The organism is Enterobacter sp. 186315 (assembly GCF_053290175.1).
The window spans coordinates 23,960-36,359 of record NZ_JBPTTK010000028.1 but is presented as its reverse complement, the minus strand read 5'-3'; the positions used below and the strand labels follow the sequence as shown (position 1 = coordinate 36,359).

12 protein-coding genes are annotated in these 12,400 nt (G+C 56.2%); 3 read left to right on the top strand and 9 right to left on the bottom strand.

What is annotated here, in order from left to right:
* Positions 1-111: 111 nt before the first annotated feature.
* Both glpK and ACSVHP_RS21250 read right to left on the bottom strand, forming a co-directional pair.
* Positions 112-1,620 carry a glycerol kinase GlpK gene (gene glpK / locus ACSVHP_RS21255; protein WP_234672920.1) on the bottom strand — a complete coding sequence of 503 codons (1,509 nt, stop codon included), beginning with the start codon at positions 1,618-1,620 and terminating at the stop codon, positions 112-114.
* Positions 1,621-1,641: 21 nt separating this feature from the next.
* The gene (locus ACSVHP_RS21250) at positions 1,642-2,487 is read right to left on the bottom strand and encodes an MIP/aquaporin family protein (protein ID WP_447552892.1); all 846 of its coding nucleotides are present in this window, start codon (positions 2,485-2,487) and stop codon (positions 1,642-1,644) included.
* Between the two features lie 402 nt (positions 2,488-2,889).
* On the opposite strand from ACSVHP_RS21250, the gene zapB reads away from it, so the two are divergent.
* From zapB to ACSVHP_RS21235, 3 genes are all read left to right on the top strand, one after another.
* A complete protein-coding gene (gene zapB / locus ACSVHP_RS21245) occupies positions 2,890-3,129 on the top strand; it encodes a septal ring assembly protein ZapB (protein ID WP_234672924.1) in 240 nt (79 codons plus the stop codon).
* Positions 3,130-3,216: 87 nt separating this feature from the next.
* Positions 3,217-3,885 carry a hypothetical protein gene (locus tag ACSVHP_RS21240; RefSeq protein ID WP_447552891.1) on the top strand — a complete coding sequence of 223 codons (669 nt, stop codon included), beginning with the start codon at positions 3,217-3,219 and terminating at the stop codon, positions 3,883-3,885.
* Entirely contained in the window at positions 3,882-4,277 is a 396-nt protein-coding gene (locus ACSVHP_RS21235; protein WP_234672927.1) for a hypothetical protein, read from the top strand. Before ACSVHP_RS21240 ends, ACSVHP_RS21235 begins: the two co-directional genes overlap by 4 nt.
* 38 nt (positions 4,278-4,315) lie before the next feature.
* Here the strand turns inward: ACSVHP_RS21235 and rraA are convergent, their stop codons facing one another.
* The 7 genes from rraA to priA form a co-directional block, all read right to left on the bottom strand.
* The gene (gene rraA, locus ACSVHP_RS21230; protein WP_234672938.1) at positions 4,316-4,801 is read right to left on the bottom strand and encodes a ribonuclease E activity regulator RraA; all 486 of its coding nucleotides are present in this window, start codon (positions 4,799-4,801) and stop codon (positions 4,316-4,318) included.
* A 92-nt stretch (positions 4,802-4,893) separates the two neighbouring features.
* Positions 4,894-5,820, bottom strand: a complete 927-nt coding sequence (gene menA / locus ACSVHP_RS21225; protein ID WP_447552893.1) for a 1,4-dihydroxy-2-naphthoate polyprenyltransferase — start codon at positions 5,818-5,820, stop codon at positions 4,894-4,896.
* Positions 5,821-5,882: 62 nt separating this feature from the next.
* On the bottom strand, positions 5,883-7,217 hold the full coding sequence (gene hslU / locus ACSVHP_RS21220; RefSeq protein WP_417315583.1) for an HslU--HslV peptidase ATPase subunit: 1,335 nt from the start codon (positions 7,215-7,217) through the stop codon (positions 5,883-5,885).
* Between the two features lie 9 nt (positions 7,218-7,226).
* Positions 7,227-7,757 carry an ATP-dependent protease subunit HslV gene (gene hslV, locus ACSVHP_RS21215; protein ID WP_182273270.1) on the bottom strand — a complete coding sequence of 177 codons (531 nt, stop codon included), beginning with the start codon at positions 7,755-7,757 and terminating at the stop codon, positions 7,227-7,229.
* A gap of 94 nt (positions 7,758-7,851) precedes the next feature.
* On the bottom strand, positions 7,852-8,862 hold the full coding sequence (gene ftsN, locus ACSVHP_RS21210) for a cell division protein FtsN (RefSeq protein WP_417315585.1): 1,011 nt from the start codon (positions 8,860-8,862) through the stop codon (positions 7,852-7,854).
* Between the two features lie 93 nt (positions 8,863-8,955).
* A complete protein-coding gene (cytR, locus tag ACSVHP_RS21205) occupies positions 8,956-9,981 on the bottom strand; it encodes a DNA-binding transcriptional regulator CytR (protein ID WP_234672944.1) in 1,026 nt (341 codons plus the stop codon).
* Positions 9,982-10,112: 131 nt separating this feature from the next.
* Complete coding sequence (gene priA / locus ACSVHP_RS21200) at positions 10,113-12,308, bottom strand: primosomal protein N' (RefSeq protein WP_417315587.1); 2,196 nt, start codon at positions 12,306-12,308, stop codon at positions 10,113-10,115.
* Positions 12,309-12,400 lie beyond the last annotated feature (92 nt).

Genomic DNA, 12,400 nt, shown 5'->3' with positions numbered 1-12,400 from the left:
CCCCCCCCCCCCCCCCCCCCCCCCCCCCCCCCCCCCCCCCCCCCCCCCCCCCCCGGGGCGGAGCCCCCCTCACCCTAACCCTCTCCCCAGGGGAGAGGGGATTAAGGACAATTACTCTTCGTGCTCTTCCCACGCCAGGGCGCGTTTCACCGCCTTCTTCCAGCCGCTGTAGCGGTAGTTACGCTCGGTGGTTTCGATGCCCGGGCGGAACTCACGTTCGATCACCGCTTTTTCCTGAAGCTCGTCCAGATTCTGCCAGAAACCAACCGCCAGACCGGCCAGATACGCCGCGCCCAGCGCCGTGACTTCGCGCACTTCCGGACGCTCCACGCGGGTGCCCAGAATGTCGGACTGGAACTGCATCAGGAAGTTGTTGGCGACTGCGCCGCCGTCCACGCGCAGGGCGTGCAGGCGAATGCCGGAGTCGGCCTGCATCGCTTCCAGCACGTCACGGGTCTGGTAGGCGATAGATTCCAAAGTGGCGCGGATGATGTGGTTCGAGTTCACCCCACGCGTCAGGCCGAAGATCGCGCCACGGGCATACGGATCCCAGTACGGTGCGCCGAGGCCGGTAAACGCAGGCACCACGTATACACCGTTGGTGTCTTTCACTTTGGTGGCGAAATATTCGGAGTCGAACGCGTCGCTGATAAGCTTCATCTCGTCGCGCAGCCACTGAATGGATGCCCCCGCCATAAACACCGCGCCTTCCAGCGCGTAGTTCACTTCACCGCGCGGGCCGCAGGCGATGGTGGTCAGCAGACCGTTTTCTGATTTCACCGCTTTCTCGCCGGTGTTCATCAGCATAAAGCAGCCCGTGCCGTAGGTGTTTTTCGCCATCCCTTCCTTCACGCACAGCTGGCCGAACAGCGCCGCCTGCTGGTCACCGGCAATCCCGGCGATAGGAATACGCGTGCCGCCTTTACCGCCGATGTTGGTCTGGCCGTACACTTCAGACGATTTACGCACGTCCGGCAGCATCGCGCGCGGGATATCCAGCGCGTCCAGCATCTTGTCATCCCACTCCAGGGTGTTGATGTTGAACAGCATGGTACGCGAGGCGTTGGTGTAGTCGGTGACGTGAACGCGGCCCTGGGTCATCTTCCAGATGAGCCAGGTATCGACGGTGCCAAACAGCAGCTCGCCGCGTTTTGCACGCTCGCGCGAGCCTTCTACGTGGTCAAGGATCCACTTCACCTTGGTGCCGGAGAAGTACGGGTCAATCACCAGACCGGTTGCGCTACGGATGTAATCTTCCATCCCTTCGCGCTTAAGCTTTTCGCAGATCTCCGCGGTACGGCGGCACTGCCAGACGATGGCGTTGTAAATCGGCTTACCGGTTTCGCGCTCCCACACCACGGTGGTTTCACGCTGGTTGGTGATACCGATGGCGGCAATCTCGTCGGAGCTGATATCGGCTTTCGCCAGCACTTCGACCAGCGTGGAGCTTTGCGACGCCCAGATCTCCATTGGGTCGTGTTCTACCCAGCCTGGACGCGGATAGATTTGTTCGAATTCGCGCTGTGACACGCTGACGATGTTCGCGTCATGATCCATCACGACAGCGCGGGAGCTGGTGGTGCCCTGGTCGAGCGCAACGATATATTTTTTTTCGGTCATGGTTTTTGTCCCGTAGTCAGATTACAGCGAAGCTTTTTGCTGCGTGGCGGAAGTCGTTTCTTTCTCCTCTTCCACACAGGTGTCGCACGGTAAGTGGCGACAAATCAGTTTGCGATAGCCAAATGCGCCCAGCGCTGCCCCTACAATCGGCCCGAACAGCGGCACGAGGAAGTAAGGGATGTCTTTGCCACCGGTGAAGGCCACGTCGCCCCAGCCCGCAAAGAAGGCGAAGGTTTTCGGCCCTAAATCACGCGCCGGGTTCATCGCAAAGCCGGTTAACGGGCCCATGGATGCACCAATCACGGCAATCAGCAGGCCAATCAGCAGCGGTGCCAGCGGGCCGCGCGGGATGCCGTTGCCGTCATCACCCAGCGCCATAATGACGCCCATCAGAATAGCGGTAATGACCATTTCAACTGCGAACGCCTGCACAAAATTGATATGCGGGTTCGGATAGGTTGAGAAGATACCCGCCAGATCCAGACTCTCGACGCTGCCGCGCACCATATGATGCGTCTGTTCGAAGTCGATGAAAAGATTGTAATAAAGCCCGTAAACTAACGCCGCTGCGCAAAAGGCGCCGGCAAATTGCGAAATGATAAAGGGAGCCACTTTGCGTCTGTCGAAGCACGCGAAAAGCCACAGCGCGATGGTCACCGCCGGGTTAAGATGTGCGCCGGAAACCCCTGCGGTCAGGTAGATGGCCATTGCCACGCCCAGACCCCAGATAATACTGATTTCCCACTGACCAAAACTGGCACCCGCCACTTTTAGTGCAGCGACACAGCCCACTCCGAAAAATATCAACAACCCGGTACCAAGGAACTCGGCGATGCACTGGCCTTTTAAGGTTGATGTCTGACTCATAATCGGAATCCTGAAGAAAATTGAATGATTTATTGTTAGCGTGGCAGCCCGTGACGAGCCACGATGTCGTGTAGACATACTGTTAATTTATCGTTAACGAGCAAAAACGAGAAATATCGAAATCAAAATGTGTGGTCTGTGTCAATAAAATGAGCGTTTTCGCGCCATAAAGCGCGTTTTTGCATCAGAATGATAATGTGAGCTGAATCATTTCATTAACGCATATGTTAACAATTACGGGGTATATGACGCGAACGCACCAGGATGAGGCCGAAAAGTGTTGCAAACCGCAATCTGCGCGGCATGCCGCTGGACAGGGGCGGCGGGGCTTCATACAATCGGCACTATAATTACGCGCGTTTACGTTAAAGCGTCGCCTTGCAATTCAGGAGAGGTAGGATCATGTCTTTAGAAGTGTTTGAGAAACTGGAATCGAAAGTACAGCAGGCGATTGACACCATCACGCTGCTGCAAATGGAAATTGAAGAGCTGAAAGAAAAGAACAACTCGCTGGCGCAGGAAGTACAGACTGCTCAGCACGGTCGTGAAGAGCTGGAGCGTGAAAACCACCAGCTGCGCGAACAGCAGAACGGCTGGCAGGATCGTTTACAGGCGCTGCTGGGGCGTATGGAAGAGGTTTAATTCCGAATCCGAACAAAAGGCATCCTAAAGGGATGCCTTTTTTATTTATGGAGAATATTATCGCTTGATACTCACAAGGAATGCGAGATGACAAGACGAAGCGATATTATCGATAATTCTGACAGATATATAACCCGCAATTCTCGATACGGTCTTATCTATACAGAAAATTTGGGGTGGATCGATTTAGGGCACGCTAATCCTGACGGAGCTGAACATTTATGGCAGCAGATGACCATGCCTGGCGGAGGAGATAATGAGTGGTTCGACGTTCGATATTTCCAAAGCATGTCTAAAAACATCTTCGGATTAAAGTCGACGACAGGAGTATATCGTCATTATCAGGTTCGTAGGGGTTTAAGTGATTATGTTCTTAAAGGTGTCGCTTTATCGATTTTTATGAACACTTCCCACCAGTTTGAGTCGCTACAAGGTTCCTGGCCCTACGTTCTCATCACAGACAGCGGATACAGCGCTGAAGATTTAGTCTCGAATCTTTTCGGTTTTTGCCAGGCCGTAGATTTCGCTGACTACACGCCTTTTTTACAAATCAGCCCCAAAGAAAAAGCGTATCGTATTTGGGATTACTACGGTCCCGTCGGTGAGATAAAAAACAGGGGTGCTATTCCATTATTGTTTCCTGATCCCATAGATACAAATGCAAAACTGGAGCCTTACTCCGGGCACTTACCTGCATTTATGAGCACAATCGAGCCGGTAAACGATCCTTATTGTGTTAGGGAGATACTCATTTGAAGAAATATAGCCTTCCTGTCATCACTGTTTCACTCCTGTTACTGGCTCTGCTTTTTTGCCTAATTGTCACCCGGCCTTTTGCTGACGAACAGTACACACAAAGCAATCTTCTCAAATATTATCTCTTAACGCCGAAGCCTCTTATGGACGCGCCAAGAGTGGCATCCGAGTGGTACTTCACAAGTCGAACCGATGAAGGTAGCGGCTTGCAGATAAGCACCCTTAATTTCACCCATATTTCACCAGCTGACATTCAGCGTTTGAGCGATGAACTTGAGGGCTATGTGGATAGCTATCCGGATCGACGTGCAACAATGGGCATCGCGGCAGAGGAAAACAAAGGCATGTTTGAACTGCGGGTGACGCATTACGCGTCAGGTGACGATCGCTAAAACGAAAGGCCATCTGATTTGCAGATGGCCTTTTTGCTTTATTCGATATCCAGCGGATCTTCGGAAAGGATAATGCCGGTATTGTCGGCATACAGGTGGTCGCCAGAGAAGAAGGTCACGCCGCCGAAATTGACGCGAATATCGCTTTCGCCGATCCCTTCTCCCGCCGCGCCAGCCGGGATAGCCGCAATGGCCTGAATCCCGATATCCAGCTCTTCCAGGTCATCAACCTGGCGGACTGAACCGTACACCACAATGCCTTCCCATTCGTTCTGGGCGGCGAGGCGAGCGAGGTCGGCGTCAATCAGCGCACGACGGGTAGAGCCGCCGCCATCGACCAGCAGGATACGACCACGGCCGTTCTGTTCGAGCAGATCGTACAGCAACCCGTTATCCTCGAAACATTTCACCGTAATAATTTGTCCGCCAAACGACGACCGTCCTCCGAAGTTGGAAAACAGGGGTTCAACGACGTTGACATCTTCCTGGTAGATGTCACAAAGTTCGGATGTATCGTATTTCATAGGCTTAACGCTCTGTTGCTGCGAGTGATTTCAGTATATCGCGCGAAACGCATTGTTTGCAAAATCATCAATTGTTAATTGATATTTGTCAGTTAAGTCAGGTGCTGGCTTAAGACAATTCCAATCACAAACAACAGGTTAGTCAGCAGCGCCCCTTTTACCGTGCGTTCGAGCATCGGCGGCATGGCGGCCGGGCTGAGCGCGTTCATGACATAACGCGCCTGCTTCACCAGCAGCGGAGCCGCCAGAATAAACAGCCAGCCCCACAGGCTGTGCAGCGAAATCAGGTTAAACAGCGCCAGACACACCAGCGCACCCATCAGCAGGCAGGCGTGATAGCGACGCGCGTTCACCGGCCCCAGGCGCACCGCCAGCGTGTTCTTCCCGTTCTCACGGTCGCTGTCGATATCGCGCAGGTTGTTGATGTTCAGCACCGCCGTCGCCAGCAAACCACACGCCGTTGCAGGCAGGAACAGGGCAGGGATGAGGGTGTGAGCCTGTAGATACCAGCTTCCCATCACGCTCAGCCAGCCGAAGAACACCAGCACGGATATATCACCTAAACCAATGTAACCGTACGGACGCGTCCCGACCGTATAGGTGATGGCCGCGATAATGGCGAGCAGGCCAAGCACCATAAAGCCAATGAAATCGGCGGGGGTTTTACAGGCCACCGACACCAGCGCAAGGCCGGAAAGACAAATCAGAGCGACGGTGATAATCAGCGCGCGTTTCATCTGCGCCTGGGTGATCACCCCTTTCTGCATCCCGCGCAGCGGCCCGATACGGTCAGGCTTGTCGCTGCCTTTTACCGCATCGCCATAGTCGTTCGCGAGGTTAGAGAGAATTTGCAGCAGGCCAGCGGTGACAAGCGCCAGGGCGGCGACCAGCGGATCGAAATGACCCTGCCACCAGGCAAGGGCGGTGCCTACGACAATCGCGGCAAAGGCCAGAGGGAGTGTTTTAGGACGCAGACTTTCGAGCCACGCCTGTGTACGGCTGATATCAGTCATAGTTATTTAGCCAATAAAAATGGGGCTTTTCAGCCCCATTAACAGTGATGAGAATGCAGTAGCCGCGATTATAAGATAAAACGGCTCAGATCTTCATCTGCCACTAACGCATCCAGATGCTTACTCACATAATCTGCGTCAATGGTAATGCTTTGACCGTTGAGGTCGCTCGCATCGTAAGAGATATCTTCAACCAGGCGTTCCAGCACGGTATGCAGACGACGCGCACCGATGTTCTCGGTGGTTTCGTTCACCTGCCATGCGGCCTGGGCGATGCGTTTGATACCGTCTTCGGTGAACTCAAGGTTCACACCCTCGGTCGCCATCAGCGCTTTGTACTGCACGGTGGCAGAGGCGTTTGGCTCGGTCAGTATGCGTTCGAAATCTTCGGTAGTCAGCGCCTGCAACTCAACGCGGATTGGCAGACGACCCTGCAATTCCGGGATCAGGTCAGACGGGCTGGCAACCTGGAACGCGCCAGAGGCGATAAACAGGATGTGGTCAGTTCTTACCATGCCGTGCTTGGTGGAAACCGTGCAGCCTTCAACCAGCGGCAGCAGGTCGCGCTGTACGCCTTCGCGGGACACGTCCGGGCCTGAGGTGTTGCCGCCGCGCTTACAGATCTTGTCGATTTCGTCGATAAACACGATCCCGTGCTGCTCAACGGCGTCGATAGCGTCCTGTTTCAGCTCTTCCGGGTTCACCAGCTTCGCCGCTTCTTCTTCAATCAGCAGCTTCATCGCGTCTTTGATTTTCAGCTTACGCGCTTTCTGCTTCTGGCCGCCCAAGTTCTGGAACATGGACTGCAACTGGCTGGTCATCTCTTCCATGCCTGGAGGCGCCATGATTTCAACGCCCATTGGCGCGGCAGCGAGATCGATCTCAATCTCTTTGTCGTCCAGCTCGCCTTCGCGCAGTTTTTTGCGGAATGCCTGACGCGCGGCAGACGGCTCGGCCTGCTGTTCAGCCTGGCCCCAGTTGTTTTTCGCCGGTGGGATCAGCACGTCGAGAATGCGCTCTTCGGCCATCTCTTCGGCGCGATAGCGATTTTTCTCGATAGCCTGAACGCGCACCATTTTGATGGCAGAGTCGGTCAGATCGCGGATGATAGAATCCACTTCTTTACCTACATAGCCCACTTCGGTGAACTTGGTGGCTTCAACTTTGATGAACGGCGCGTTGGCAAGCTTCGCCAGACGACGGGCAATTTCGGTTTTACCGACGCCGGTCGGGCCGATCATCAGAATGTTTTTCGGGGTCACTTCGTGACGCAGCTCTTCGTCGAGCTGCATACGGCGCCAGCGGTTACGCAGGGCGATCGCCACGGAACGCTTGGCGTTATCCTGGCCGATAATGTGTTTGTTCAGTTCGCTGACAATTTCGCGTGGGGTCATTTCAGACATTGGAGATCCTTACGCTTTAGACGGTAATTCTTCGATGGTGTGGTTATGGTTGGTATAGATGCAGATATCACCTGCAATATCCAACGCCTTCACAGCGATATCGCGCGCGTTCATGTCGGTATTTTCCAACAGAGCACGGGCAGCGGCCTGGGCGTATGGGCCACCAGAGCCGATAGCAATCAGGTCGTTTTCTGGCTGAATGACGTCACCGTTACCGGTGATAATCAGCGAGGCCGTTTCATCGGCAACCGCCAGCAGCGCTTCAAGCTTGCGCAGCATCCGGTCGGTACGCCAGTCTTTTGCCAGCTCAACGGCGGCTTTCACCAGATGACCCTGGTGCATTTCCAGCTTACGTTCAAAAAGTTCAAACAGCGTGAAGGCATCAGCCGTACCGCCCGCGAAACCGGCGATCACTTTATCGTTGTATAAACGACGCACTTTCTTCACGTTGCCTTTCATGACGGTATTACCCAGCGTGGCCTGGCCATCACCGGCAATCACCACCTGGCCGTTACGGCGTACACTTACTATTGTTGTCACGAGCAGACCCCCTGGTTACAGATTCGGGAAACAGAAGCCCTGAGCCAGTGCTCAGGGCTGAATAGAAAGATAGATGGGGGGGATTTTGGGGGTTTCAACCCCCGGAGGCGAGTCGAATGCAGTTTGTGTGACCCGCTACCTTCAGACGGGAGATCGTTCCGTCGGCATTTTCTTTGCCTTTGACCGGGCCAATTACCACGCGATTCCAGCCGTTGTTGGTGGTAATGCGTGAATCAAACCCTTCAAACGCCAGCTGAGCACGCACCGTTTCGGCCTGCTCTGCGCCTTTAAACGAGCCGCACTGTACCATCCAGCGACGCTCGTCTTTTTTCTCTGCCGTCTGTTTTGGCGCCTCGGTTTCTTTGGTCACCGGTGCGGCCTGCTGGGTCTTTGGCTGTGCCGCTGCGGTATGCGCTGGCGTTTGCAGCAGATCCTGATACGGCTGGGCCGCCTGTTTCTGCGGCTGCGCTTTCGGCTGCTGAACCGGCTGCGTTTGCGCCGTGCGCGTTTGCTGCTGCGGCTGCTGGTAAGGCTGCTCCGCTACGCGCGGCTGCGTGCGGGGCTGTTGCTGTACCGGCTGCGTTTGCGACCACTGCTGCTGCTGCTGTTGCTGCTGAATTTGTGCCTGGCGCTGGCGCTGCAACTGAAGCGTCTGCTGACGCTGTGCGGGCGTTTGCTCGTTCCACGGCACTTCGTTGAGCTGCGTAGGCTGCTGGCGCATATCGGCCTGCATCTGTGCCAGAAGCTGGCGCTGTTCGTTTGTCAGCTGATCGGCATTTTTCACTTCACCACCGGCAGAGGGCTCGGTAGGGGCGCGCACGCCAGGCTGACGGCTCTCAAGCTCTTTAATGTAGCGCCAGCGCTCTTCAGGTTTCGGCGGCAAGCCATTCCCGGCAACTTTGTTGCCTTGCAGCGCCTCGGACTCTTCTTTCTTATGATGTGTAATAAAGTACAGGCCACCGATGAAGGCCACCAGCACAGCTGCGGCAATAGCGACCATTGCCGGGGAGACAGCAGGCAGGTTTCGTTGCTTATTCCTTGAGCTACTCTTTTTGCGTCGCGAAGGTGCCGGCTGGCCGCGACGTACATAATCTCGTTGTGCCACTATCGTTTCGCTGTATTCATTCGTTCGTCAGCCCGCCATGTTACTTAAGCGGCGGGGCTTTGACCAGATAAGGGTGTTGTAAAGGCGTTTACTTTAAGTCAATGCCTGGGTAGAGCCGCGAACAATCAGTTCGCAGTCCAGCAAACGTGAGCCGCTGCTAACCGTTTGACCATGCAGCTGATCCAGTAGCAAAAGCATAGCCTCGCGGCCGATTTCGTAGCGCGGTTGGGCAACGGTAGAGAGAGGTGGATCGCAAAATTCAGACAGAGAAATATTATCGAATCCAATAATCGACAAATCTTTTGGCACCCGCAGGCCGCGGCGTTTGGCATAAGACAGCGCGCCGAGCGCCATTACGTCGCTGTGACAGAACACCGCCGTTGGCGGCTCCGGCAGCGCCAGCAGTTTCTCCAGCGCCAGCGCACCCGCTTCAAAGGTGAAATCACCGCGCGCAATATAGTGAGGGTCGACCGTTGCCCCGGTACGGCGCAGCGCCTGAACGTAGCCCTGCAAGCGGTAGTGGCACAGCGGCATCTCTTCCGGCCCGGCAATACAGCCAATGCGCTTGTGGCCCAGCTCCTGAAGATAGTTTACCGCGTTAAAGGCGGCGGTCAGGTTGTCGATATGGACCGTCGGCAGCTCCAGCTCCGGCGCAAATTCGTTCGCCATCACCATCGGCGGTAAGTTGCGCTGCTCTTCGATGCTGGCATCAAACGGCAGACGAGAGCCGAGCAGCAGCATGCCGTCAATTTGCTTGGTGATGATGAGGTCGATGAAGGTTTTTTCCTGCTGATTCTGATGGGCGCAGTCGCCAATCAATACCAGGTAGCCCTGTTCGGCGGCGGTGACTTCGATGCCGCGAATGATTTCGCTGAAGAAGGGATCGCAAATGTCCGGCACAATCACCAGGATCGTGCGTGACTCATTGCGTTTTACGTTACGCCCCATCGCCTGAGGGAAATAGCCGACCTCAATCGCCGCCTGCTCGACCCGGTTACGGGTGGCCTGGGAGACTTTGTCCGGGTTCATCAATGCGCGGGACACGGTTGCCGTAGAGACCTGGGCTTTCTGGGCAACGTCTTTCATGGTCGCCGTGGCAACCTCTTTCCTGGACTTCAACGTCTTCTCCTCGCGTAAACACCGAACTTCTGACGCACCATTTTTACAGATAGTTTATGAGAGCGGTTACAGAATTTTCATAAAAAGTGTGAGGGACGTTAAATTTTTTCGATCCTTATCGCATCTTCGCCTTAGCCTTCAATGGGATCAACATCAAGAACCCACTTCACCTTGCGCGCTTCCGGCAGGGTGTTGATCAGCGCGAGCGTACCGCTGACGATGTGCTGTAACCGTATACGCGACGGGTGCTGTAGCAGGATTTGCCAGCGGAAACGTCCGCCGCGCTTAGGGGCAAGCGCCGGGACCGGGCCTAAAATCCACAGCTGGTTATCCACCATCGGGCTGGCCTGCAACAGGTTTCTCAGCTGTTGCAGGAAAAGCGGCGCCTGCTGGTTGTTATGATCTTCCGCGCGAATGATGACGTGGCTGGTCCAGGGCGGCAGCTGCATGGTCTGACGCTCGGCCAGCGCCTGCTCCGCGAAGGCGTCATAGCCTTTATGCAGCAGGGTTTGCAGAAGCGGATGTTCAGGATGGTGGGTTTGCAGCACCACTTCGCCCTGCTTTCCGGCGCGTCCGGCGCGGCCTGCGACCTGGGTATAGAGCTGGGCAAAGCGTTCTGCGGAGCGAAAATCGGCAGAGAACAGCGCGCCGTCGACGTCCAGCAGGGCCACCAGCGTGACGTCCGGGAAGTGGTGCCCTTTCGCCAGCATCTGGGTGCCAATCAGGATGCGCGCGCCGCCGCGATGCACTTCGGCAAGCTGCTGCTCCAGCGCCCCTTTACGGCTGGTGGTGTCGCGATCGATACGTGAAATCGGCACGTCGGGGAAAAACGGCCCCAGCGCCTGCTCAAGCTGCTCCGTTCCTAGCCCCACCGGCACTAAATGGGTAGAGCCGCACGACGGGCACTGGCGGGGGATAGCCCGCTGGCTGTCGCAGTGGTGGCAGCGCAGATGGCGCTGTGCCTGGTGAAGCGTGTAGTAATGGTCGCAGCGCGGGCACTCCGCTATCCATCCGCAGTCGTGACACAGCAGCGCCGGGGCAAATCCACGGCGGTTAAGGAACAGGATCACCTGATTCCCGGCCTGCAAATGCTGGCGCATTCGGGTAATCAGGGCAGGGGCCAGCCCGGCCTGCACCTGCTGGCCTTTTAAATCGAGCACGTGCTGCGTGGCGGGGCGAGCATTTCCCGCACGACGCGTTAGGCGCAGCATATGGTATTTACGCTGGCGCACGTTGTGCAGCGTTTCGAGCGCAGGCGTGGCGGAGCCAAGAATAATCGGGATCTGTTCGCTGTGGGCGCGATACACCGCCAGGTCGCGAGCGTGGTAGCGCCAGCCTTCCTGCTGTTTATAGGAGCTGTCGTGCTCTTCATCTATTACGATCACGCCGAGATTTTTAAACGGCGTGAACAGCGACGAACGCGTGCCGATCACAATCGCCGCCTCGCCGTTTTTCGCCTTAAGCCAGGCGCTGAGGCGCTCACTGTCGTTCAGGCCAGAGTGCAGCACCTCAACCGGGGCGTTAAATCGCTCGCGAAAACGGGCGATGGTTTGCGGGGTCAGGCCGATTTCCGGCACCATCACCAGCGCCTGCTTGCCCTGAGCGAGCACGTTTTCCAGCACGCTAAGATAGACTTCGGTTTTACCCGAGCCGGTCACGCCCGCCAGCAGCCAGGCAGAGAAACGATCGGACGCGCTATGAATCGCCCCCACGGCGGTGGCCTGTTCGGTGTTCAGGCGCAGACGATCGCCGGAAACGGAAAAACCGTCGCGCCAGTCATAAAGGGCGGGCGCTTCGCTGGCGAGCTCGCTCAGCCCTTTTTTGCGCAGCCCCTGAAGCGCCGCGTCGTTAAATTCCAGATCTTCAACCTGATGCCGCCAGATATGGCCCTGACGCAGCGCCGCCAGCGCCTGCTGTTGCTTAGGGGAGCGCTTAAGCGTGTTGATGTCCACCGCCTGCCCCTGTTCGGTGGCAAACCAGTACCACATCGGCGCATGGCTGGCGCTCTTGCCCTGACGCAGTAAAATCGGCAGCGCGTGAAACAGCACGTCGCCAATCGGATGATGATAGTAATCCGCCGCCCACAGTAACAGCCGCCAGGTACTGGTGGAGAACACGGGGTCGGTGTCCAACACCTCCACGACCGATTTCAGCTCGTTGAGCGGCAGTTCGCTTTTCTCACTGACGGAAACGACAATCCCCACGCGCTGCTGTTTGCCGAAGGGCACGGTCACGCGACAGCCCGCTTTGGCACTCATGCTGTCGGGCAGCAGATAGTCAAAGGTGCGGGGAAGCGGAACGGGCAGGGCAACGTGAGCGACGGGCATCGAATCTTCCTGACTTGAAAAGTGGCGCGTTAGTATACACATTAGTAAAAGCGGCGTGCGGATCAGTTTGCATACGTTGGTTAAATTCTGTA